Annotated in this window: 24 protein-coding genes; 16 read left to right on the forward strand and 8 right to left on the reverse strand. The window is 71.3% G+C overall.

What is annotated here, in order from left to right:
- Positions 1 to 40: 40 nt before the first annotated feature.
- The gene (locus AVAK2825_RS22015; protein WP_284402578.1) at positions 41 to 739 is read right to left on the reverse strand and encodes a hypothetical protein; all 699 of its coding nucleotides are present in this window, start codon (positions 737 to 739) and stop codon (positions 41 to 43) included.
- A gap of 412 nt (positions 740 to 1,151) precedes the next feature.
- Here AVAK2825_RS22015 and AVAK2825_RS22020 point away from each other — a divergent pair, with 412 nt between their 5' ends.
- The 5 genes from AVAK2825_RS22020 to AVAK2825_RS22040 all read left to right on the forward strand — a co-directional run bounded on the left by AVAK2825_RS22020 (position 1,152) and on the right by AVAK2825_RS22040 (position 7,768).
- Positions 1,152 to 1,580, forward strand: coding sequence for a thermonuclease family protein (locus AVAK2825_RS22020; protein ID WP_502870588.1), 429 nt, complete (start codon positions 1,152 to 1,154; stop codon positions 1,578 to 1,580).
- A 110-nt stretch (positions 1,581 to 1,690) separates the two neighbouring features.
- A complete protein-coding gene (locus AVAK2825_RS22025; protein ID WP_284402579.1) occupies positions 1,691 to 2,971 on the forward strand; it encodes an MFS transporter in 1,281 nt (426 codons plus the stop codon).
- 235 nt (positions 2,972 to 3,206) lie between these two features.
- Positions 3,207 to 4,790 carry a DUF1800 domain-containing protein gene (locus tag AVAK2825_RS22030; protein WP_284402580.1) on the forward strand — a complete coding sequence of 528 codons (1,584 nt, stop codon included), beginning with the start codon at positions 3,207 to 3,209 and terminating at the stop codon, positions 4,788 to 4,790.
- A gap of 112 nt (positions 4,791 to 4,902) precedes the next feature.
- On the forward strand, positions 4,903 to 6,171 hold the full coding sequence (locus AVAK2825_RS22035; RefSeq protein ID WP_284402581.1) for a DUF1501 domain-containing protein: 1,269 nt from the start codon (positions 4,903 to 4,905) through the stop codon (positions 6,169 to 6,171).
- 361 nt (positions 6,172 to 6,532) lie between these two features.
- The gene (locus AVAK2825_RS22040) at positions 6,533 to 7,768 is read left to right on the forward strand and encodes a Fic family protein (protein WP_284402582.1); all 1,236 of its coding nucleotides are present in this window, start codon (positions 6,533 to 6,535) and stop codon (positions 7,766 to 7,768) included.
- Between the two features lie 94 nt (positions 7,769 to 7,862).
- Here the strand turns inward: AVAK2825_RS22040 and AVAK2825_RS22045 are convergent, their stop codons facing one another.
- Positions 7,863 to 8,798 carry a DHH family phosphoesterase gene (locus tag AVAK2825_RS22045; protein WP_284402583.1) on the reverse strand — a complete coding sequence of 312 codons (936 nt, stop codon included), beginning with the start codon at positions 8,796 to 8,798 and terminating at the stop codon, positions 7,863 to 7,865.
- Between the two features lie 161 nt (positions 8,799 to 8,959).
- Between AVAK2825_RS22045 and AVAK2825_RS22050 the strand changes: the two genes are divergently transcribed.
- A complete protein-coding gene (locus AVAK2825_RS22050; protein ID WP_284402584.1) occupies positions 8,960 to 9,595 on the forward strand; it encodes a glycine zipper family protein in 636 nt (211 codons plus the stop codon).
- A gap of 32 nt (positions 9,596 to 9,627) precedes the next feature.
- On the opposite strand, the gene AVAK2825_RS22055 is transcribed toward AVAK2825_RS22050, so the two are convergent.
- Entirely contained in the window at positions 9,628 to 9,846 is a 219-nt protein-coding gene (locus AVAK2825_RS22055) for a hypothetical protein (RefSeq protein ID WP_272564024.1), read from the reverse strand.
- 128 nt (positions 9,847 to 9,974) lie between these two features.
- Positions 9,975 to 10,604, reverse strand: a complete 630-nt coding sequence (locus AVAK2825_RS22060; protein WP_284402585.1) for an FMN-binding negative transcriptional regulator — start codon at positions 10,602 to 10,604, stop codon at positions 9,975 to 9,977.
- A gap of 83 nt (positions 10,605 to 10,687) precedes the next feature.
- On the opposite strand from AVAK2825_RS22060, the gene pdxR reads away from it, so the two are divergent.
- The 4 genes from pdxR to AVAK2825_RS22080 all read left to right on the forward strand — a co-directional run bounded on the left by pdxR (position 10,688) and on the right by AVAK2825_RS22080 (position 13,926).
- Entirely contained in the window at positions 10,688 to 12,184 is a 1,497-nt protein-coding gene (gene pdxR / locus AVAK2825_RS22065) for a MocR-like pyridoxine biosynthesis transcription factor PdxR (protein ID WP_284402614.1), read from the forward strand.
- A gap of 79 nt (positions 12,185 to 12,263) precedes the next feature.
- A complete protein-coding gene (locus tag AVAK2825_RS22070) occupies positions 12,264 to 13,034 on the forward strand; it encodes a pseudouridine synthase (protein WP_284402586.1) in 771 nt (256 codons plus the stop codon).
- Positions 13,035 to 13,217: 183 nt separating this feature from the next.
- Positions 13,218 to 13,721 (forward strand): MgtC/SapB family protein, encoded by a 504-nt coding sequence (locus tag AVAK2825_RS22075; protein WP_272569737.1) that lies wholly within the window; start codon positions 13,218 to 13,220, stop codon positions 13,719 to 13,721.
- Between the two features lie 61 nt (positions 13,722 to 13,782).
- A complete protein-coding gene (locus tag AVAK2825_RS22080) occupies positions 13,783 to 13,926 on the forward strand; it encodes a hypothetical protein (RefSeq protein WP_272564027.1) in 144 nt (47 codons plus the stop codon).
- Positions 13,927 to 13,997: 71 nt separating this feature from the next.
- Here AVAK2825_RS22080 and soxR read toward each other — a convergent pair whose 3' ends face one another.
- Positions 13,998 to 14,606 carry a redox-sensitive transcriptional activator SoxR gene (gene soxR / locus AVAK2825_RS22085; RefSeq protein ID WP_284402587.1) on the reverse strand — a complete coding sequence of 203 codons (609 nt, stop codon included), beginning with the start codon at positions 14,604 to 14,606 and terminating at the stop codon, positions 13,998 to 14,000.
- Positions 14,607 to 14,720: 114 nt separating this feature from the next.
- Between soxR and AVAK2825_RS22090 the strand changes: the two genes are divergently transcribed.
- The 3 genes from AVAK2825_RS22090 (at position 14,721) to AVAK2825_RS22100 (ending at position 16,622) form a co-directional block, all read left to right on the forward strand.
- Positions 14,721 to 15,257 (forward strand): RidA family protein, encoded by a 537-nt coding sequence (locus AVAK2825_RS22090; RefSeq protein WP_284402588.1) that lies wholly within the window; start codon positions 14,721 to 14,723, stop codon positions 15,255 to 15,257.
- Between the two features lie 66 nt (positions 15,258 to 15,323).
- On the forward strand, positions 15,324 to 16,229 hold the full coding sequence (locus tag AVAK2825_RS22095; protein ID WP_502870589.1) for an MFS transporter: 906 nt from the start codon (positions 15,324 to 15,326) through the stop codon (positions 16,227 to 16,229).
- A gap of 135 nt (positions 16,230 to 16,364) precedes the next feature.
- Positions 16,365 to 16,622: a hypothetical protein gene (locus tag AVAK2825_RS22100; RefSeq protein ID WP_272564030.1), complete on the forward strand. Its 258-nt coding sequence runs from the start codon at positions 16,365 to 16,367 to the stop codon at positions 16,620 to 16,622.
- Between the two features lie 80 nt (positions 16,623 to 16,702).
- Here the strand turns inward: AVAK2825_RS22100 and AVAK2825_RS22105 are convergent, their stop codons facing one another.
- The gene (locus tag AVAK2825_RS22105; protein WP_284402589.1) at positions 16,703 to 17,635 is read right to left on the reverse strand and encodes a M14 family metallopeptidase; all 933 of its coding nucleotides are present in this window, start codon (positions 17,633 to 17,635) and stop codon (positions 16,703 to 16,705) included.
- A gap of 209 nt (positions 17,636 to 17,844) precedes the next feature.
- Here AVAK2825_RS22105 and AVAK2825_RS22110 point away from each other — a divergent pair, with 209 nt between their 5' ends.
- The gene (locus tag AVAK2825_RS22110; protein ID WP_284402590.1) at positions 17,845 to 19,521 is read left to right on the forward strand and encodes a hypothetical protein; all 1,677 of its coding nucleotides are present in this window, start codon (positions 17,845 to 17,847) and stop codon (positions 19,519 to 19,521) included.
- An 82-nt stretch (positions 19,522 to 19,603) separates the two neighbouring features.
- Here the strand turns inward: AVAK2825_RS22110 and ylqF are convergent, their stop codons facing one another.
- Positions 19,604 to 20,626, reverse strand: a complete 1,023-nt coding sequence (gene ylqF / locus AVAK2825_RS22115) for a ribosome biogenesis GTPase YlqF (protein ID WP_284402591.1) — start codon at positions 20,624 to 20,626, stop codon at positions 19,604 to 19,606.
- A gap of 80 nt (positions 20,627 to 20,706) precedes the next feature.
- Here ylqF and AVAK2825_RS22120 point away from each other — a divergent pair, with 80 nt between their 5' ends.
- On the forward strand, positions 20,707 to 20,952 hold the full coding sequence (locus tag AVAK2825_RS22120) for a hypothetical protein (protein ID WP_284402592.1): 246 nt from the start codon (positions 20,707 to 20,709) through the stop codon (positions 20,950 to 20,952).
- A gap of 17 nt (positions 20,953 to 20,969) precedes the next feature.
- The gene (locus AVAK2825_RS22125; protein ID WP_284402593.1) at positions 20,970 to 21,206 is read left to right on the forward strand and encodes an oxidoreductase-like domain-containing protein; all 237 of its coding nucleotides are present in this window, start codon (positions 20,970 to 20,972) and stop codon (positions 21,204 to 21,206) included.
- A 23-nt stretch (positions 21,207 to 21,229) separates the two neighbouring features.
- Here AVAK2825_RS22125 and AVAK2825_RS22130 read toward each other — a convergent pair whose 3' ends face one another.
- Entirely contained in the window at positions 21,230 to 22,294 is a 1,065-nt protein-coding gene (locus AVAK2825_RS22130; RefSeq protein WP_284402594.1) for an ABC transporter substrate-binding protein, read from the reverse strand.
- Positions 22,295 to 22,301 lie beyond the last annotated feature (7 nt).

Genomic DNA, 22,301 nt, shown 5'->3' on the forward strand with positions numbered 1-22,301 from the left:
CCCGGCGCCGCCGTCGCTCCGTCGCTGTCCCGCCACCCGTTCAACGGCGGCGCCACCACAGCATCAGGCCGAGAAACACGGCCCCGGTGAGAAGGGGCATCCACGGCATGAGCCGTTCCGCCGGGTTGGACGAGCGCATGCCCGACCACACCTCCAGCCGCACCCGGTCCATGCGCAGGTTGCTCACCCCTGCGAACTCCAGCACCGGCGGGACCGTGCGGTCTTCCTTGAAGCTCAAGGGCGCCGCGGCGCCGGCCATCTCCACGACCTGGCCGGCGCGCACGCCCCGCGCGGCGACCTGGGGCACGGCACCCACGCGCGGTGCGCCATGGATGGACCAGCCCGCCATCCAGCGCGCGCCGACATCCCCGTCGGCCAGCGCCACGCCCGAGACCCGCACCACCAGCGTGTAGGGGTTGCCGCTGCGGGGCAGCACCATCTCCTCGCCCGTCCAGGCCTGGGTCTGGGGCGGTGCGCCTGCGGAGCGGGCCGAATCGGCGGTGTCTTTCCGGTCCTGGAACAGCGCGAACTTCGCCAACGCTTCGGCCGGCAGTTCCTGGGTTTCCACCAGGCGCTGGCCCCAGGGCTGCGGTGCGCCGCTGGCCTGGGCGGGCAGCGACGCCGCACCCAGCGCGCCCAGGCCCGCCAGCGCGATGCCGGCCGCCAAGACCCAGCCACGGCGGCATGCCGCCCGCGCGAAATCGACTGTGGATGTGGATGTGTCGTGCCCCGTTGCCATGCCCTCGTGTCCTTGGTGTCGTGTGCTGTCGGCCTTGCGCCGCCAGGTCCGGCGGCGCATGCGGACGGCAGTGTATCCAGTGGTTTCAGGCTGGCCGGCAAAACGCTACTTTTTTGATAGCACAATGCCCTAGTACTGATTGTCCTGGGAGCATTTTTCGCCTTGATCGCCTGCGTTGGGAGCGCCCCTCCACCGCATGCCGAAGTTATGCCCGCCCTCTGTGGGCCGTTCTGTGGACAACCCCAGGGACAACCCGCCGGATCGGCGCAGGCAGTGGCTTGCAGCCCGGTGCCTGCATTTTGGGCAGTGCCGGCCAGGCGCGGCCGGCGCCTTTCCGGGGTGCGGCTATAGTGCGCGGCCGGCGCGGCCCCTGCGCCCGCCTTCATTGCACTCCCTCCCCGCTCCGATCCCCGTGCCCATCGCCACCCTGCTCTGCCTGGTCGTCGCCGTCAGCGACGGCGACACCCTCACCGCCCGCTGCGGCGACCGCCGCCCGATCCAGGTGCGCCTGGCCGCCATCGATGCGCCCGAGCGCCGCCAGGCGTTCGGCCCGCCGTCCCGCCAGAACCTCACGCGCCTGTGCCTGCGGCAGAAAGCCACGCTGCAGACCGTGGCCCGCGACGCCTACGGCCGCACCGTGGCGCACGTGCGCTGCGGCCAGGGCGATGCGGCCACGGCCCAGGTGCGCGCCGGGCTCGCCTGGGTGTACACGCCGCGCGCGGCCGCCTACCCGCAACTGGCGGCGCTGCAGCGCCAGGCCCAGGCCAGCCACACCGGGCTGTGGTCGCAAAAGCGCCCGCGCGCCCCCTGGGACTACCGGCGACAGCACCCGCGCGGATAAACCGGTAGCATGCGGCGCTGACTTCCCACACCGTTGGAGCCGCCCGCCGCGTCCGCCCGTCCGCTGGCCGGGCAGGCTCCGGCCAGCCACCCTCCAGCCTCCCCAGCGCCGTGCCCGACCTTCCCACCGCCTCCCCCGCTCCCCCCGTTCCTGCCACCGAAAGCGTCTACCGGCACCGCGGCTTCCTCGCCTTCCTGATCGCCCGCCTGGTGGCCGTGTTCGCCACCCAGGTGCAGGCCGTGGTCGTGGCCTGGCAGGTGTACGACCTCACGCGCGAGCCCATCGCCCTGGCCTACGTGGGCCTGGCGCAGTTCCTGCCCATGCTGTGCCTGCTGCTGCCGGCCGGCGACCTGATCGACCGCGCCAGCCGCCGGCACATCCTGGCCGTGAGCTGGTCGGTGGGCGCGGTGTGCAGCGCGCTGCTGTGGTGGCTGTCGGGGCACGGCACGGCGGGCGTGGCGGGCATCTATGCGGCGCTGGTGCTCTTCGGCTGCTCGCGGGCGTTCTCGGGGCCGGCGCTGCAAAGCCTGCTGCCGCAGATCGTGCCGCGCGCCCAGCTGGCGCAGGCCATGGCCACCAACAGCATGCTGATGCGCCTGGCCAGCATCACGGGGCCGCTGATCGGCGGGGTGCTGTATGCCACCGGCGGCGCCTCGCTCACCTACCCCGTGTGCTGCGCGGGCTTCGCGCTGGGCGCGCTGCTGCTGTCGCGCGTGACGGTGGCATACGCCGCGCCGCCCTCGCCGACGCAGGGCCGCATGTGGGACCGCTTCGGGGCGGGCATCCACTTCATCCGCACGCGCCCCATCATCCTGGGCACGATCTCGCTGGACCTGTTCGCCGTGCTGCTGGGCGGCGTGGTGGCGCTGCTGCCCATCTACGCGCACGAGGTGCTGCACGTGGGACCGCAGGGCCTGGGCGCGCTGCGCAGCGCCATCGCCATCGGCGAGGTGGGCGCGGGGCTGTTCCTGACGATGCGGCCCTTCAACCGCCACGTGGGGCGGCGCATGTTCATCGCGGTGGCCATCTTCGGCGCGGCCAACCTGGTGTTCTCGCTGTCGCACTGGTTCCTGCTGTCGTTCCTGGCCCTGATGGTGGCCGGCGCGGCCGACATGGTGAGCGTGTACATCCGCGGGGCGCTGGTCCAGTTTTCCACGCCCGATGCCATGCGCGGGCGGGTGAACGCGGTCAACATGCTGTTCATCGGCTCGTCCAACGAACTGGGCGAGTTCCGCGCCGGCACCAGCGCCGCGTGGCTGGGCGCCGTGCCGGCCGCCGTGGCGGGCGGGCTGTGCACCCTGGCGGTGGTGGGCGCCTGGACGCTCCTGTTCAAGCCCCTGCGCGACGTGGACCGCTTCGAGGAAGCGAGCGAGGAACGCCAGCGCCGCTGACGCTGAACGCCCGGCGGTTGACAGCGGTTACCAAAAAGTCCGCAGCCCGCCCATTCGCTCATATTTCGATAGCAATATGCCCTAGTGGATATTGCGCTGCGGGCGGTTTTGGCTTGAAGCTTTTTTGGCCGCCGCGGATACATCTGTATCCCGGGCGTAAAACCCCTGCGGCCCCCCTTGCCGCGCCCCGCGCCGCGCTGCACCATGGGCACCATTTTCCCCATGGAGCCCTGCCATGAAACCCTCGCCCTCCGCTTCGACCGCCCTGCCCCTCACCCGCAGGCACTGGCTGGGATGGACCGCCGTGTCGCTCGCCGCCGGCGGCAGTGCCTGGGCCACCGGCAGTCCGGGGGGCGAGCCACCCGGGCTGGACGATGCCGGCAGCGTGCGCCTGCTGGACCGCCTTTCGTGGGGTGCCACGGCGGCCTCGCAGCAGGCGCTGGCCGAGGCCGGCATGGCGGGCTACCTGGCCGCGCAGTTGCATTCCGCCCCCGCGGCCCTGCCGCCCGAGGCCCAGGCCCAGATCGACGCCATGGCCATCACCCGCACCCCCATGGAGGTGCTGGCCATCGACATGCAGGGCCGCCAGCAGGCCATCAAGGACCTGCCCGACGAGGATGCGCGCAAGGCCGCGCAGGAGACCTACCAGCGCGACATGCGGGCGCTGCAGCGCGAGGCCGAGCGCCGCTTCGTGCTGCGGGCCGTGTACTCGCCAGCGCAGCTGCAGGAGAAGATGACCTGGTTCTGGATGAACCACTTCAGCGTCTTCGCCGGCAAGGCCGACATCCGCGCCATGGTGGGCGACTACGAGGACCGCGCCATCCGCCCGCACGCGCTGGGGCGCTTTCGGGACCTGCTCGGCGCCACCGTGCGCCACCCGGCCATGCTGCGCTATCTGGACAACGCGCAGAACGCCGCCAACCGCATCAACGAAAACTACGCGCGCGAACTGATGGAGCTGCACACCCTGGGCGTGGACGGCGGCTACAGCCAGCGCGACGTGCAGGAGATGGCGCGCGTGCTCACCGGCCACGGCGTGTCGCTGCGCCCGCTGGGCGAGCCGCCCCCGAAGCTCAAAGCCGAGTGGACGCGCCAGTACGTCCGCCACGGCCTGTACGAATTCCACCCCCAGCGCCACGACTGGGGCCCCAAGGAGCTGCTGGGCCAGCCGCTGCAGGGCCAGGGCATGGCCGAGCTGGACGAGGCGCTCGACCGCCTGGCCCGCGCCCCGGCCACGGCGCGCTTCGTGTCGCGCAAGCTCGCCACCTACCTGGTGGGCGATGCGCCGCCCCCGGCGCTGCTGGAGGCCATGGCCGAGTCGTTCACCCGCAGCGACGGCCACATCGCCGCCGTGCTGCAGACGCTGTTCGCCAGCGCGCCGTTCCAGGCCTCGCTGGGCAAGCGGCTGCGCGACCCGGTGCAGTACGTGATGGCCGGCCTGCGCATGGGCTATGCCGACCGCGTGCTGGCCAACCCCGATCCGGCCCTGTCGTGGCTGCAGCGCCTGGCCGAGCCCTTGTATGGCCGCGCCACCCCCGACGGCTACCCGCTCGATTCGGCCGCGTGGACCAGTTCGGGCCAGATGGCCGTGCGCTTCGAGGTGGCGCGGGCCCTGGCCGGCGCGGGCGCCGCCGCGCTCTACCGCCCCGACGGCGCACCGCCGCCGCGCGTGGCGCCCCCGGCGCTGGCCCAGAGCGCCTACTACCGCGCGCTGGAGCCGCAGCTGGCCCCGGCCACCCGCGTGGCGCTGGCGCGCGCGGCCTCGCCGCTGGAATGGAACACCTTCCTGCTCAGCGCGCCGGAGTTCATGTACGCCTGAGCGGCCCGGCCGCACGGCGTGCTCCGCCACCTGCAGCCCATCGCCCGCCTCGCCCCCCCGTTTCGCTGTTTCGCTGTTCCGCTGTTCCGCTGTTCCGCTGAAAGGCCTCGCCATGACGCACTTTTCCGCCCCCCGCCGCCCCGGCCCTTCCGGGGCCGGCCCCACCCCCACCCGCCGCCAGTGCCTGCAGGCGCTGGCCGCGCTCGCCGCACCGGGCGTGCTGCAGGCCAGCCTCGCGGCCACGCCGCAGGCGGTGGACGCACGCTTTTTGCTGGTCTTCCTGCGCGGCGGGTACGACTGCGCCAGCCTGCTCGTGCCCACCTCCAGCAGCTACTACTACGAGACGCGGCCCAACATCGCCATCGCCAAGCCAGGCGACGCCGGGGGTGCGCTGCCGCTCACCGCCGACTGGGGCCTGCACCCGGCGCTGGCGGGCTCGCTGATGCCGCTGTATGAAAAAAAGCAGGTGGCGTTCGTGCCGTTCTCGGGCACCGAAGACCTCACGCGCAGCCACTTCGACACGCAGGACAGCATCGAACTGGGCCAGCCCGTGGGCGGCCGACGCGACTACCGCTCGGGCTTTCTCAACCGCCTGGCCACCGAACTGGGCGTGCAGCCGCGCTGGCACGACCACCTGTCGCCCATGGCCTTCACCGACACGCTGCCGCTGGTGCTGCGTGGCGGCTATGACGTGCCCAACACCGCCCTGGGCGCCGCGGGCGCGGCCAAGCCCGGCATCGACGACCGGCAGGCCGGGCTGATCGCCTCGATGTACGGCGGCACGCCGCTGGCCGCCGCCGTAGCCGAGGGCTTTCAGACGCGCGACGAGGTGGCGCGCACCATGCAGGGCGAGATGGATGCCGCCAGCCGCAACGCGCTGAGCACCAAGGGCTTCGAAGGCACGGCGCGCCGCATGGCCCGGCTGATGCAGTCGCGCTACAACCTGGGGTTCGTGGACGTGGGCGGGTGGGACACGCACGTGGGCCAGGGCAACGCCACGGGCGCGCTGGCCAACCGCTTCGAGGAGCTGGGCCGGGGCCTCGCGGCCTTCGCCGACGAGATGGGGCCGGCGTGGAACCGCACCACGGTCGTCGCCATCAGCGAGTTCGGCCGCACCTTCCGCGAGAACGGCAACCGCGGCACCGACCACGGCCACGGCAGCGTGATGTGGGTGCTGGGCGGGGGTATAGCGGGCGGGCGCATCGCGGGCGAGCAGCAGGCGCTGACGGCCACCACCCTGTTCCAGAACCGCGACTACCCGGTGCTGAACGACTACCGCGCCGTGCTGGGCGGCCTGTTCGCCCGCACCTACGGGCTGTCGCCCGCGGCCCTGGCCCGCGTGTTCCCGCAGACCCGGCCGAAGGATTTGAAGCTGGTGTGAGCGCAGGCGGAAGCTGATGGTTGGGACCGGCTTCGCATTTCCAGCCCTTGCATCGCAAGGCGCATGTGCGCCGGCTCGGACAGTTCCTAGAATTTTCCATCGGCCATCCAGTGCCGCTGGCCTGCATGGCTGCGGCATGGCTCCACTTCAATGGAAAAACATGGGACTTTGTGGATCTTCATTGCGAAGCAACTCTTCGCCCCGGCACGCCTACGTGTCCAGCACGCCTGCATCCCCAGCCACAACGCCGGCGGCCTCCGACGTGGAGTCGCCGGCAATCTCGCCCCGATCCAGGGCGTCATCACCGGGCGGTGGGCTGGCGCCTCGTGCATCCCTGGCGAACCAGGCGGCCACTCCTTCCATGTTGCGCGAAGAAGCATTGCGGCTGCAACGCTCCGGCTACTGCGCTACCCCGTCCAGCGCTGCGGCCTTTCTTGACTCAATGCCCAAAGGCTCTGCCTACCAGGACCTTCAGGGGCCTGCATTGGGCCGCTACATGGGTGCGCTTGCCGAAGATGTGGACGCGCTGGCCTCCCACAGCCGGCTCGGCATGCCGATGGCCAGGGCTTGCGCCAGCGATGCCATGATGTCGGCGGTCGCTTACGGCTCCATCGGAACGCAACTCAGCCTGTCCGACCGGTCTACGCTTTTGCATACGCTTTATGGCATGCGCGAGGCGGCGCGCGCGCAAGAAGAACTCAAGCCCTGCCTGCAGGGCGTGCCTGCGTTCAGAGGCATGGCGGCCCAGGAGGCATGGCGCATGGTTCTGGACCATGCCGCCTGGACCGAAGGGCCTGCAGCTGGCCTGCGCTACGAGAACGAGCCCGGCTACATGGGCGGCATGCTGGACGGTTTGCGCAAAATGCTGGTGCACCAGCGGCAGGGCCGGGAACTCGATACCGAAATGCTGGTAGATCTGCATGATGCGTGCACGGCGGGTGTATTCCGCCGGGGTGCGCTGGACCAGAACGTCCATGACGTGGATGACATTCCTTCATTCAAACCGCTGGCAGCTTCTCCCACCCGTGTGGAAGGACAACTGCCGTCCGGACTCCGCCACTGCGAGGATGTCGAATTCCATCTGGACGCAGACGTCGGCAACGTCAGCTCGGAGGGATTGAAGGAGCTACTGAAGAACGAACGTGCCATGCCGGCAGACCAGCGCAATGGCCTGTGGCTCGTCGACAGGAATGATCGCAGTGAGCGACACCGCCTCACGGCCGCGCATCAATGGCACCCGGGCACCCATCTGGTGCGCTTGGCGACCCCTGCCCTGGACCGTAGCGACAATGCCGAGAAGGCATCGCTGATCCTGCGCGAATACCGCACGGACGTCGCCAAGGCATCTTCCGAAAAGGAAAAGTTGCGGGCCATCGCACGCTGCGCGCAGCGACTGGAGCAGGCCCACCTCTTCATGGACGGCAACGCACGGACTACGGGCTTCCTGGTCGTCAACAAGCTCCTGCTGGAAAACGGACTCGCACCCACGCTGATCGCCGATCCCAACCACTTCGACGGTCTTTCGGCCAACGAACTCGCAAAGGACATCCAGCGGGGACAAACCTTGTTCAAGCGCTACTGTATCGCGGCTTCATGAGCGCATTGCGGCCAAGCGGAGACGGCCGCATACGCTGCATTGCAAGAAGTGCCAGTGCCTGCTCGCCGCGCCACGGGGTTCCTTGAGCATGGGTTCATCCGCCTGCCGAGCCAAACGTCCCTGACAGCAGCTCGGGCAGGCGCTCTGCCCCCATGCGGAAACCGCAGGCCTGCGCATGGCCGCCGCCGCCCATGCTCTCGGCCAGCACCGAGCAGTCGAAGTTGCGCTGCGAGCGCAGGCCCACCTTCACCTTGCCCTCCTTGCTGACGATCCACATCAGCGCGAACGTGCCGCACTGCTTGGACAGCATCTCGCCGATCAGGCTGTGGAAGGCGCCCGGGGCATTCACCATGAGGCCCTGCTTGCCGTTGAACGTGATCGACTGCGCGCCGCCCGCCACGTCAGCGGCGAGGTGGCGAAACTTCTCGTCCATGGCATTGCCGCGGGCGATGAAGGCGGTGGACTGCTCGGTCGTGAACGCGGCGATGGCCTCCCAGCGGGCGAAATCGAACGGCTCCATGTCCAGCGCGGCCAGGTAGCCGGCGCTCTCGGGGTAGGCCCAGGCCCAGATGTCGCGGTCTTCCACGTAGCGCACCAGGTCGGGCAGCGGGGTGTCGGGGTAGAAGAACTCCCACGCCAGCCGCGCGCCGGACTTGTCCATGTCGAAATGCACCACGCCGCAGCGGCAGGCAAAGCCGGTGAGCTTTTCGGCAGCGCTCTTGTGGTGGTCCAGCATGACCAGCTTGGTGGCCCGCTCGTCGATGGCGGTCAATATCTCGGGCGTGAAAGAGAAGTCGAGGATGTACACCGCCCGGCCTTCGAGCGCGGGCAGGTCGTCCACCGACTGCACCTGCCCGTGCGACAGGCCCACGCACTCGGCCTGGCCGCCGTAGTAGCGCCAGGCGGCCAGCGCGGCACCGAAGCCGTCGGCGCAGCGGCCGTGGTACAGGACCAGGGGGTTGGGATCGTTCTTGTCCGGGTGCACCAGCAGTTGCAGGGGCAGGAGGGTTTTCTTCGTGGGGATCGTCATGGGGCGCATTGTCGGGCACTGGGCCTGGGCACTGGCGCGGAGCCCCCCGGGGCGGGGGCTTGGCAGCGGGAGCGGTTTGGCTGTCCAATGCCCCTGGGCCGGCGCCCGGTGCCATGCGGGCTTGCTGCCGGGTGTACGACCGAATCCGCAAGGAGTTTTCGATGCGCAAGCTGTCCCTCTGCGTCCTGGCCCTGTTCCTGGCCGGCTGCGCCACGCGCGGCGCGGACAGCCTCTCGCTGGGCGCGCCCGGCAGCGCGGGTCATCCCGCCGATCCCGCACGCCAGTCGGCCGACCTGGCCGACTGCCAGCGCTACGCCAGCCAGATCGGGGTGGCCAGCGAGACCGTGGACGGCCTGGTCGCCGGCGCTGTGCTGGCCGCCACCGTGGTCTGGGCGCTGGGCGGCAGCCGCAACGCGGTGCAGGATTCAGCGCTGATCGGCGGGGCGCTCGGCGCCACGCAGGGCGTGCAGGCGCTGGAGCGGCGCCAGGGCATCGTCGCCAACTGCATGGCCGGGCGCGGGTACGCCGGCAGCACCTACCCGGCCGTGGCCGCCGTGCCGGAGCCCAACCAGCCCGCCCGCTCGGCACACGCCGACTACACGCCCCTGCCCGCCCGCGCCATCGGCACCGACACGTTCAACGCCGAGCGCCTCGCACGCGACCAGTCCTGCACCGCCACGCCCATGGCCTGGCTGGCCGCCAAGGGGCCGGGTTTCGAGACCTACACCGTGCCCTGCAGCAACGGCGACGCCCTGGCGATCCGCTGCGAATTCGGCCAGTGCCGGGTGCTGCGCTGAGGCGCGGCCGGCAGCGCAGGGCCCGCGGCACGTCAGGGAAGCGCGGCGTTTCCGGCATCCAGCGCCGGAGGGCGCAGCAGGTCTTCGTTGACTCCCATGGTCTGGCTGGCGCGTTCCACCGCCTGCCACAACGGCGCGGGCATCTGCAGGATGTCCTCCGGCGAGCTGGAGCGCGCGATCCATGCGCTGATCTGGAAGTGCTGCTCGTGGGTCAGCAGGTCAAGGTTCAGCATCTCGTCGATGGTCTTCATTGCAATTCGATTCCTGGGCAGGGGCCATTCCGGCACCCCCGGGGCGAAATGCCCGGGGTGGTATGGACCACATGGTGCCATGAGCGCCCAGGTCAAGCGGCCGGGGGCGCTCGCGGCCACGCTGCGCGTCAGGGGGCGGGCAGCGGGCGCATCCTCCCGGCCAGGTCGCCCTGGCCGCGCGACTGCAGCGCGTCGGCGGCGCCGGCGATGTCGCGCGCCTCGCGGTTCTGGCTCAGCTTGGACTTGCCCACCAGCGCGGTGAGCGCGATCTCGATGCCCACGATGTGCTGCAGCAGGCCGTTGATGAATTCGGGCGCCGAGTCGCCCATCTTCCACGGCCTGGGCTCGGCGGCCTCGTGCTGGCGCGTCAGGCGCGCCACGATGCGGCGCACGAAGCGCTCGTCGTCGTGCACGGTCAGCACGCCGTGCGCGTGCACCACCTCGTAGTTCCAGGTCGGCACCAGGCGGTGCGACTCGTGCTTGCTCGGGTACCAGTTGGGAGAGATATAGGACTGGGGGCCGTGGAACACCACCATGACCGGCGTGCCCGTGGGGCGGCGCTGCCACAGCGGATTGGCGCGGGCCACATGGGCCGACAGCCGGCCGAACGGGCCGACCTCCGGGTCGAACTCGAACGGCAGGTGGTCGGCGTCCAGGCCCCCTTCGCCATGGGTGACCAGGGTGCCCAGGGGGTGCTCGCGCAGGAGGCGCTGCAGGGCTTCGGGCCGGTTTTCGGCGAAATGCGGTGGGATGTACATGGGTGGGGCTCGGTCGGAATGCGGTGCAGGAGACTGTCATGCAGAACCGGCACAATCCGAAGAGCCAGTTCTTCACCATTTCAATGGACCAGTTCCACCCCCCTGCCCCGCCCGGCACCGGCCGCCGCATCTACGACCTGCTGCGCGCGCAGATCGCCGACGGCACGCTGGCCGCCGGCGCGCGGGCCCCGTCCACCCGGGCCCTGGCCACGGACCTGGCGGTGTCGCGCACCACGGTCACCGCGGCCTACGAGCAATTGGCGGCGGAGGGCTTTCTGGTCACCGCCCCGGGGCGGGCGGCCCGCGTCGCCCTGGCGCCCGCCGCCATCGCCCGGCCCCGGGCCGACCCGGGCGGCGGGGGCCCGCCCGCCCCGGCGTTGTCTGCCTTCGGGCAGCGCCTGGCCGGCATGGACCTGCCCGCGCTGCCCGCTGCGGAGCCCGCGCGCATCGATTTCCTCTATGGCGCGGTGGCCTCGCGCGACTTCCCGGCGCTGGCCTGGCGCCGCGCCTACCAGGCCGAACTGCTGCGCCACCAGCACAGCCTGCGCTACATCCCGCCCGAAGGCGATGCCGCCCTGCGCCGCGCCATCCAGGGCTATCTGCGGCGCGCGCGCGGGCTGGCCTGCGATACCGCGCAGATCCTGGTGGTGCACGGCTCCCAGCAGGGCATCGACCTGTGCGCGCGCCTGCTGCTGGACGCGGGGGACGCCTTCGCCTTCGAAGAGCCCGGCTACCTCATGGCGCGCCGGTGCTTCGAGGCCACGGGCGCGGGCCTGCGGGCCGTGCCCGTGGATGCGCACGGCCTGGACACCGCGCAGCTGCCCGAGGACGGCCGCGTGCGCCTGGCCTATGTGACCCCCTCGCACCAGTTTCCCCTGGGCGGCGTGCTGCCCATCGGTCGGCGCATGGCGCTGCTGCAATGGGCGCAGCGCCACCGCGCGTGGATCATCGAGGACGACTACGACGGCGAATTCCGCTACGGCCAGCGCCCCATCGACGCGCTGCAGTCCATCGACCCCGATGGCCGCGTGATCTATATGGGCACCTTCTCCAAGGCGCTGTCGCCGCAGCTTCGCCTGGGCTACCTCGTGCTGCCCACGGCCCTGGTGGCGGTGTTCCGCCAGGCCAAGCGCATGGCCGACCGGCATGCGCCGGTGCTGGAGCAGCGCACGCTGGCCGCGCTGATCGAAACCGGCGCGTACGAGCGCCACGTGCAGCGCACCCGGCGCGAGCACGAACGCCGCCGCGCCGCGCTGGCCGATGCCATCGCCCGCCAGCTGCCGCCCACCGCGGAGCTGGCGGGCACGGCCGCGGGACTGCACGGCGTGCTGTGGCTGCCGTTCGTCCGGCCGCAGGACGAACCCGCCCTGGCCGAGGCCGCCCGCGCGCAGGGCGTGGGCATCTACCCCGTGTCGCCGCTGTTTGCCGACGCGCAGCGCGGCGGGCCGGCGCGGCCCGGCGGGTGGGTGCTGGGGTATGCGAGCCTCACGGTGGAGCAGATCGAGCAGGGCATCCGGATCCTGGGGCGCATCGTGGCCGCCTGGGGCGCGGGGGCGCCCGCCCCGGTGCCACCGCGTTGAGGGCCGGGCCGACAAGCGGAGGGTGCGGTTATCCTGCCCGCCGACCCCGCCCCGGCCCCATTCCCTTTTTCCGCACTGCATGTCCCCCCTGCACATTCTCTGGCGCGACGAGCACCTCGTCGCTGTGTACAAGCCCGCCGGCTGGCTGGTGCACCGCACGGGGCTGGACGCGGGCGAGACCCGCTTCGTCATGCAAACGCTGCGCGACCAGATCGGGCAGCACGTGTACCCGGTGCACCGGCTGGACAAGGGCACCTGCGGCGTGCTGGTGATGGCGCTGCACCCAGCCGCGGCGCGCACGCTGTCGCAGGCCTTCGAGCACCACGCGGTGCGCAAGCGCTACCTCGCCCTGGTGCGCGGCTGGATGCCCGATGCGGCCGAGGTGGACCACGCCCTGCGCCCCGACGACGCCCCGCCCGACGCCCCCGTGCAGGATGCCCACACCACGCTGCGCTGCCTGGCCCGGCTGGAACTGCCCGAGGCCGCCGACCCGCGCTTTCCCGGCACCCGCGCCTCGCTGGTGGAGGCCCTGCCCACCACCGGGCGGCGCCACCAGATCCGCCGCCACCTCAAGCACCTGGCGCACCCCATCCTGGGCGATGCCACGCACGGCAAGGGCCCGCTCAACCGCTGGTGGGCCGAGCGCCTGGGCCGCCAGCGGCTGTGGCTGCACGCCTGGCACCTGGGCCTGGCGCACCCGGTCACGGGTGAATGGCTGACCCTGGACAGCGGGTTGCCCGACCCGTGGGCGGCCAGCCCCCCGACCGCCGCCACGGGTGCGCACCCCGCTGGCGATGCGCTCGACTGGCAGCAGCGCGTGCTCGCCCTGCCCTGGCGAGCGGCCGGATGAGCGCCCGTTGTCACCGGCCGCGTCCTACCTGCGGTGTCGCCCGTGGCTGCTGGCAGGGGCGCGGTGCGGCGCCGACATTGGTCGGCGGTGGCGCGCCCCCGCACCCCGTCCTTTCATTTTCATGAGGTATTTCCGGATGACCCAGACCCGCCCCCTTTCCACCCTGCCGCGCGGGGCCCGTCGATGATGGGCTGGTGGGACCAGATCGCCACCACCGTGGCTGCCGAATTCTCCGACCTCACCGACCTGGGCCAGGCCACGCGCATCGTGGTGCGCCTGGGCATCGCGGGCCTGCTGGGCGGTCTGCTGGGCTGGGAACGTGAGAACAAGGGCAAGGCGGCCGGCGTGCGCACCCACATGCTGGTGTCGATGGGCGCGGCGATGTTCGTGCTGGTGGCGCAGCAGGCCGGCATCAGCGCGGGGGACAACAGCCGTGTGCTGCAGGGCATCGTGGCCGGCGTGGGCTTCCTGGGCGCGGGCACCATCCTCAAGGGCGACGGAGAGAGCCAGGTCAAGGGCCTGACGACGGCTGCCGGCATCTGGCTCACCGCCGCCATCGGCGTGGCGGCCGGCCTGGGTCTGGAGGCCACGGCGGTGCTCAGCACGCTGCTGGCGCTGGCGATCTTCAGCGCCGTTCCGCTGCTGCAGCGCCTGACGGAACGCGACAGCCACCCGGACACCAAGTAGCGGCCTTCGGCGTGTACCATCGCGCCACGGTCCCATCCGGCGACCCGCAACGGAGCACTCCATGGCCAAAGGCGAACAGCGCAGCAACAAGATGGCGAAGAAACCCAAGAAGGACACTTCGCCCCCCAAGGAAGGAAGCGGTTCCGACCGCCCCATGGCCCCCATCACCGCGGTGATGCCGCGCGGCAAACTGAAGAACAAGTAACGGCAACGGGCCACGGCCCCACCGGAGCCGGGCCCTGCCGCCCGGCCCACCCACAGCGGCCTGCCCTGGTTTCACAGCGCAGGCCGCTGTTTTTTCTTCTTGGGCGCGGGCCAGATCCACTGCGGCATGGCGGGTGCCCCGGGTGCGGCGGCAGTGGCAACGGCAGCCCCAGGGGCCGCGGCCGCCTCGAAATGCGGCCCCGGGCCGGCCTGGGCCAGCAGGTCCTGCGCGTTGCGCAGCGGGCAGTCCTTGAGCGACAGGCACCCGCAGCCGATACAGCCGTCGAGCTGGTCACGCAGCTGCGTCAGCATGCGGATGCGGTCTTCCAGATCGCTCTTCCACGCCGCGGACATGCGCCGCCAGTCCGCCGCCGTCGGCGTGCGCCCCTGCGGCAGCGCCTGCAAGGCTTCGGCAATGCCGGACAGCGGCACGCCCATGCGCTGGGCCACCTTGATGACCGCCACGCGCCGCAGCACCGATCGCGGATAGCGCCGCTGGTTGCCCGTGCTGCGCACGCTGGCGATGAGCCCCTTGGATTCGTAGAAATGCAGCGCCGACACCGCCAGCCCGCTGCGCGCGGCGACTTCGCCGACCGTCAGTTCGGGCGTGGGGCCGGGCGCGGCGGAGGATGCCGGTGGGGGCGTGGCACGGGGCGGACGGGCAGATTGGGCTGGTGGCATGGCAAGCGTCGGGAGCGAAGCGGCGACGGCAAAAGTCGAAAAGTCGCACAGGGTTGACCTCAAGTTTAGTTGAGGTTCGATACTGCCCACTTTCCACTTCATCCCCACCGGTCCATGTCCCTCGCCACCGCGCCTGCCCCATCCGCTCCGTCCGCCGCCAACACATCCGCACCCGCGCTGCAGCCCCACGGCCCGGCCGCTGCCGCGTACGTTCCGCCACCCGGCGGCAAGAGCGCCGCCCCGCTCGCCCTGTCCTTCCTCAACCCGGACGGTCTGTACGACCCGCGCCCCAATGGCTATTCGCACCTGGCCGTGGCGCAAGGCGCGGCGCGCACGGTGCACGTGGCCGGCCAGGGCGGTGAAGATGCGCAGGGCCGGCTGGCCGACGGTTTCGCCCAGCAGGTCGCCCAGGCCCTGGCCAACCTCGGCACCGCGCTCGCCGCGGCCGGCGCGCGGCCCCGGGACGTGGCCAAGCTCACGGTGCTCATCGTGGACCACAGCGAGCAGCGGCTGCACACCTTCGGCCAGGCCCTGATGGCGATGTGGGCCGACGCCCCGGCGCCCGCCTGCACGCTGATTCCCGTACCGCGCCTGGCGCTCGACGGCATGCTGTTCGAGATCGACGCCCTCGCCTACGTGCCTGCCGGCTGACCGGCCGCCGCTTCCAGCCACTCCATCCCGCCACCTTCGCGCCCGCCTCCGAGAATCCCGCCCCGCATGCCACCCCGTACCCTGCCCGCCGCCCCATCCTCCTCCCGCCCCGACACGTCGGCGGGCCTGTCCACCCCCGTGCTGCTGCTGATGGCGGTGGCCTGCGGCCTGTGCGCGGGCGCCAACTACTTCAACCAGCCCCTGCTGCACTCCATCGCCGTGCACCTGCAGGTGTCCGAAGGCACGGCCGCGCTGACCGTCACCTTCGCGCAGGTGGCCTACGCGGTCGGCTTGCTGCTGCTGGTGCCGCTGGGCGACAAGCTGGAGCGGCGGCGGCTGATCGCCACGCTCATGGTGCTGGCGGCGGCGGGGCTGTTCCTGAGCGGGTTTGCCGACCGCTTCGCGCTGCTGGCGCTGGGCACGCTCATGACCGGGCTGTTCTCGGTGGCGGCGCAGGTGCTGGTGCCCATGGCGGCCGCGCTGGCCGCGCCCGGGCGCAGCGGGCAGGCCGTGGGCCTGGTGATGAGCGGGCTGCTCACCGGCATCCTGGCCGCGCGCAGCGTGGCCGGCCTGCTGTCGGGCCTGGGGCGCGAGCAATTGACCACCCGCGTGTCGGTGCTGCTGGTGCTGGCCAGCTGGGCGGCGCTGTGGCTGGGGGGCACGTCCATCGCGTGGTTCCTGGTGGGCATGCTGGCGATCGACCTGGCGCTGCAGGGCGTGCACATCAGCAACCAGAACGTGATCTACCAGTTGGCCCCCGAGGCCCGTTCGCGCCTGAACGCGGTCTACATGACCACCTACTTCACCGGGGCGGCGCTGGGCTCGGCGCTCGGCTCCGCCGCCTGGCAGCGCGGCGGGTGGAGCGCCGCGTGCCTGGCCGGCGTGGGGGTGGCGGGGCTCAACGCCCTGGCGATGGTGCACGACGCCCGGCTGGCGCGGGGTACGCCGGCTCCGGCCGCACCGCCGGCCTGACGCCTTCGGGCGGCGATTCTTGCACCGCAGCAATTCGGGAACGGGTCCGACACGGCGGCCCTGGCGCCTGCCATGTAATGGGTTTCAGCTGCGCGGGTTCCGTGCAGCCCCCGCAACCCCGAGGAGGACCATCCCATGAAGCAACACGCCACCATCCGCGGAGAAGTCACTTACCGCGAAGGCGACGGCATGCCGATCGCCATTCCCGAGGGCCCGGTCGAACTCGCCCACGCCCCCGACAGCGTGACACTGAGCTGGACGGCGGACAATGACGCCGCCGGCCTGGCCGCCATGCCGCGCGACCAGTACGAGCTCTACGTGCAGGACGGCAAGATCCTGCCCAAGGGCGGCCAGGCGGAACAGGAAGACCACGTGGCCCCGGCCAGCGCCTGACCTCCCCCGCCATTTCATGACCCGACCGCTGCAGCGGCGGCTGCCCCCGCCGCCGCTGCACGCCATTATCAACTTCAGACTCAGGGCACGGGGCGGGTGAGGTAAACCGCCTCGCGGCCCACGATGGGCGCACGCGTGGGCATCATCACCGTGCAGCCGTCGCACAGCGCGCGGATCTCCTGCGCACCGTCGGTGGCGATCAGCTCGCCCTCGGCAAACACCTCGAACCCCACCAGCGGCCGCGTGAAGCGGAACTCCGGCGTCGTCACCATGCAGGTTTGGAGCAGCTCATAGCGGCGCTGCGGACCGGGCGCAGGGCGCTCGCGTTCGATGAGCCCGAAGTACCCCAGAAAATCCAGCGCCGCCGTGGTGGCCACCTCACCCGCCGAGCGCAAAAAGTGCTGCCCGCACTCCACCACCAGCCCCGTGCCCGCACCGCCCGCCTCGCCCAGGCGGCCATGCTGGATCAGCGGCGTGCCCGACCCCAGCCCGCTGGGCATGAGCAGGTGCACGCCCGGCCGGCCGATGGCGCAGGCCACTTCGGTGTTGCGCGAATAGGCGGGATACACCCAGAAAGGCTCGACGTCCTGGCTGGTGGAGTGGATGTCCAGCACGTGGTCGGCCGCGGCCACCATGGGGCGCAGCTCGCGCGCGCGGCGCATCTCGATGCTGTCCAGGCTGCCGTCCAGCTCGGCCGCAGACCACACGCGGTTGAGGTTGTGGTCGATCTGGCGGCTGTCGAACGGCCGGCTTTCGTCGAACGATTCGTAGGCCTGCACGTTGGCGAAGCTGATGGTGAGCGTGCCCTTCAACGGGCGCACGCCGCTGTCCAGCAGGTGCGTGGCGGCCACCATGCCGCAGATCTCGTTGCCATGCGTGAGCGCATTGATGAGCACGTGCGGCCCGGGCTGGCCCGAGGCGAAACGGTGCACGTAGGGGATGCCGGTGTTGCCCTCGCGGTAGGCGGACAGGTCGCGGGGCAGGACTTCGAACAGGGGCGGGGTGAGGGTCATCGCTGTGCGGCGGAGGGCGCCATCGGCTGCGGCGGCCCGTCCGGGTGAAGGTGGTGGGGAAGCCGGCCATCGTAGCCGCACCGCGCGGCCTTTGCAGGGCCCGGCGCGGTCCCCGTCACGCCATGCCGGACACCGGAATGGGGCTCTTGTACGATCGCCGGCACCGACCCCCGCCCTTGGGGGCGGTCCGCGTAAACCACCGACTGTTCATGACCCCGCCCTCCATCACGTGGCTCCCGCTCGCGCAAGCGCATGCGCGCTGGCCCGGTGGCTGGCGCGAGGCGTTGGCCAAGGCGCACGGCACAGCCCCGCCGCTCGCGGACGCCAGCCTGGTGTGCTGCGTGGAAGGCCCGCTGTCGCTGCCCGAACTGGCCTGGGACGGGACAGCGCCCTGGCCGCCCGGCACGTGGGCGGATGCCTTCGCCCTGCCTGCCGGCGCCCCCGCACCCGCACTGCTGCTGGTGCAGGGCGACCTGCACGTGGCGGGCGCCGTCACCGCCCCCGCACCGGGCATGGCCGCACCGGCCCTGGTGGTGTGCGGTCACGCGCACTGGGGGCATGCGGTGCTGGAGGGCATGCCGGTGGTCATCACCGGCGACCTGCAAGTGGACGGGCTGCTGTGGGGCGGCGGTGCCGATCCGGCCGAGGCGGGTGCAACCGGGCCCGGCCTGGAGGTCGGCGGCTCGCTCGGCGCACAGGTGGCGCTGTTCACCGGCGGCTACGGCCTGCGCACGGGCGGCGAGGACCGGGTGGCCTACCCCTTCGGCGCCCCGTTCGGCGGCCACGACCTGGCGGCATTCTCTGCCGAGCCACTGGCCGCCGTGTTCGATCCGGCCTGCCTGCACGGCCTGGCCGTGGGCGAGGACGGCCGCCTGGGCGCCCTGCCCGACCGCGCCGCCGTGCGGGCCGCGTTGCAAGCCGGCCGGCCCGTGCTGCGCAGCCCCGACGCCATCGCCGCCGACCTGGCGAGCGACACCGCGCTGTGCCCGGGCGGCGCCATGCACGCCAACCACCTGCGCCAGTTGCTGCGCTCCCGCCTGCTCGATGCCGCCCACAAGAAAGCCACCGGCTGGTTCGGCCAGACCGACTTCCTGCTGTGCCGCCAGCACGTGGACGACGAGGGCGACACCTACGGCGACGGCCTGTTCATGACCGTCTGGAAGACCTGGGACTTTCACCTGTCCATCGACGACGGTACCGCACGCCAGGGCTGGTGGCAGCGGATGACCGCCCGCCTGCGCGCGCCGCCTCCACCACCCCGCAGCGACGGCCTGGCCGTCATGCACAGGCGTTATGCCGCAGGCGTGCCCGGCCCCTGGGAACCGCTGGCCGAGGATGGGGACCCCGCCGCGCTGCAGGCCTGCCTGCGCGCATGGCACGGCGTGCTCGACCACGCCCGCCGGGCCGCGGCCCAGTCACGCGCCGGCCACCCCGTGTGGCGGCGGCTGGAGGCGGCGTTGTCCCCCGCGCGCATCGAGGCACTGGCGCAGTTGCCGGTGTTCACCGAGCAATACAACGACTGGTGGGGCACCGAGCGCAACGGCTGGTGGGAGGGCGACGTGTGGGTCGGCGTGCGCCAGCCCTGCATGCACCAGGGCGAGCCCTGGGGCCTGGCCCTCAAGCTGAGCTGGCGCAACGGCACCGAGGCGCCGGGCGACGCGCCCGACGACGCGCACGCCGCCTACCAGCTGGAGATCGAGGCCGCCGCCCCCGGCGCGCCGCCGGTGGTGCGCATCACCTGCGCCCAGCGGCAGTCCGATCCGCGCCACCCGCTGCCGCGCCACGCCGTGGACCATGCGGCGCGCCTGCTGCGCTGGTTCACAGTGCTGGAGCAGCGCCTGCATGCGGCGCACGGGGGTACGGCGCAGAACCGTGATACCGCCTGATTTGCTATATATTTAATAGCAATACAGGCAATCGATACTAGGGCATGGGCCCGTTTTGACTCAAAACCGGCAGTCCCGGGCGTCAATCCCCGCCGCCGTCCCCGCCCCCATCGCTGTCGCCATCGCTCTCCGGCGCCTGCGAATCGTCCGGGCCATTGCCATCGTCGCCACCCCGGCTGCCGCGTTTGTTGCGGCCCCGGGCTTCCTTCTTGGCGGCGCGCAGAGCCTCCTGCCGGGCGCCCTCGGCCTGCCAGACCTCGAACTCCTCGGGCGTCTCCAGCGTGATGCGGCCCAGGATGGCGGTGCGGAAGTCCGTCATCACCAGCTCGGCCGCCTTCTGCAGGTTGACGCGGCCGCCCGCCATGATGGCGCCGCGCTTGCGGGCCACGGCCTCCAGGATCTCTTCGTCCTGCAGGTTGCCCACCGCGCCCGCCGGCAGGCCCAGCTTGTAGCGCGCCTCCATCAGCGGCACGTAGTGCTGCTTGAGGTAGCCGATCAACTCCAGCGCCACCTCTTCCTCGTCGTAGGCATTGCGGCCGATGGCGCCGCTGGCGGCCAGCTTGAAGCCGCTTTCGGGCACGGTGATGCGCGGCCACAGCATGCCGGGCGTGTCCCACAGGTAGAAGTCGTCGGCCAGCGTGATGCGCTGCTCCAGCTTGGTGATGCCGGCCTCGTCGCCCGTCTTGGCCTGGCTTTTCTGGCTGAGCGTGTTGATGAGCGTGGACTTGCCCACGTTGGGAATGCCGCAGATGAGCACCCGCATCGGCTTGGCCATGCCGCCGCGCTGCGGCGCCAGCTGGTGGCAGGCGTCGATGAGGCGCCGGGCCGGCGCGGGCTCGGAGGCATCGAGCGCGATGGCGCGCGTCTCCGAGCGGGCGTTGTACCAGTCGAGCCACAGCGGCGTGCGCGCGGGGTCGGCCACGTCCTGCTTGTTGAGCACCTTGACCGCCGGCTTGTGCCCGGTCAGCTCGGCCAGCAACGGGTTGCTGCTGGAGCCGGGCAGGCGCGCATCCAGCAGTTCGATCACCACGTCGATGTCCTTGATGCGCTCGCCGATCGCCTTGCGCGTGAGGTGCATGTGACCGGGAAACCACTGGATGGCCATGGAGAGTCTTTCGCTTTTTTGAGGGGGTTCGAGGGCGACAAGGATAATCGGCCCTGTCTTCACCTTCCGCATTGGCCTACATGCCCCTTCCCCCACCCCCCGTTCACCGCCCCGATCAGAAGCACGACAAGGAGTTGCTGTTCAAGGGCGTGACCTGCGCGCTCATCGGCCTCATCGTGCTGCTGGCACCCTACGTGGCGCGGTCGTCCAGCGTGGCGGACATGATGCGGCAGGCCTACCTGGTGGGCTGGTTCGCCCTGGTGCTGGGCGGCGCGTTCCTCGTGCGCTACGCCATGCGCCGCTATGGGGGCCGCCGCCGCTACTGAGGACGCGGGACGATGCGATGACCGAAGTCGCCACCGACCTGGACCGCGCACGCGCCGGGTTCGCCGCGCTGCAGGCCCGCGCGCAGGCCCATGCGGTGGCGCTGCGCCCGCCCCCGGCAGAGCCCACCACCTGCTGCGGCCGCGGCTGCAACGGCTGTGTCTGGGAGGGCTTCTACGCCGCGGCCGAATGGTGGCGGCAGGATGCACTGGAGGCGCTGCAAGCCACGGCCACCGAAGCCGCACCACCGGGCTGACGGCACCACGGCCGCCTTCGACCTCAGCGCTCGATCGTCTTGTTCCAGCGCGCGTTCCATGCAGGGCGGCTGGCGTTCACGCTGTCCCAGTCCAGGGTCACCGCGTTCTTCATCCACTGGTTGATCTTGGCCACCTGCCCGGCACTCTCGCCCGCGGCGGGGGCCTTGGGGTTGGTGGGGATCTGCGCGCCGAACTGCAATACGTTGGCCTGCGCCAGCGGGCTCAGCAGAAACTCGGCGAGCTTCTGTGCCAGTTCGGGCTCGCTGTTCCTGGCGATCACGCACTGGGCGGTGAGCAGCACGACCGAGCCCTCCTTGGGCTGGGCGTATTCCACCGGAATGCCCTTGGTCTTGAGAGCCTCCACCGCGGTGGGCGTGAGCGGGAAGATCGCGGCCTCGCCCGTCTGCACCATCTCGGAAATCTTGGCCGAGCTGGGGATGTACTCCAGCACGTTCGGCCCGATGGTCTTGGCCCAGTTGCTGAAGCCCGGCTCCACGTTCTTGTCGTTGCCGCCCTGGATGCGGTTGAACATCAAGAAGCCGTGCAACCCGAACGACGACGACGGCATCGACTGGAACACCACCTTGCCCTTGTATTTGGGGTCGGCGAAGTCCATCCACGACGTGGGCGCCGCCCAGCCCTTCTCGGCGAACATCTTGGTGTTGTAGGCGATGCCGGTCATGCCCACGCTCACGCCGCTGGCCAGATCGTCCTTGAAGCGCGCAGCAGGGTACAGGTCGGCCAGGTTGGGGTTGGGCCTTTGCTTTTCGCACAGGCCCATGCCCATGGCACGCACCATGATGCCGTCGTCCAGGAACATCACGTGCATCTGTGGCCGGTCCTTGTTGGCCTGCGCCTTGGCCAGGATGTCGGAGGACGTGCCCGGCACCACCACGACTTTCACGCCATGCAGCTTCTCGAAGGCCGGGAAGACGTATTGCGTGTAGGCCTTCTCCATGGTGCCGCCGTTCATGCCGATGTAGAGCGTCTTGGTCTGCGCGGCAGCGCCGGTGGCAAGCAGTGCCAGCACGGCGGCCGCCCCCAGTGGGCGGCGCAGCGGGCGCAGGAAGCGGGTGGCGAAGGTCATGGGTCTT

The sequence above is a fragment of the Acidovorax sp. SUPP2825 genome, from assembly GCF_030158995.1.
In the GTDB taxonomy this organism is placed as follows: domain Bacteria; phylum Pseudomonadota; class Gammaproteobacteria; order Burkholderiales; family Burkholderiaceae_C; genus Paracidovorax.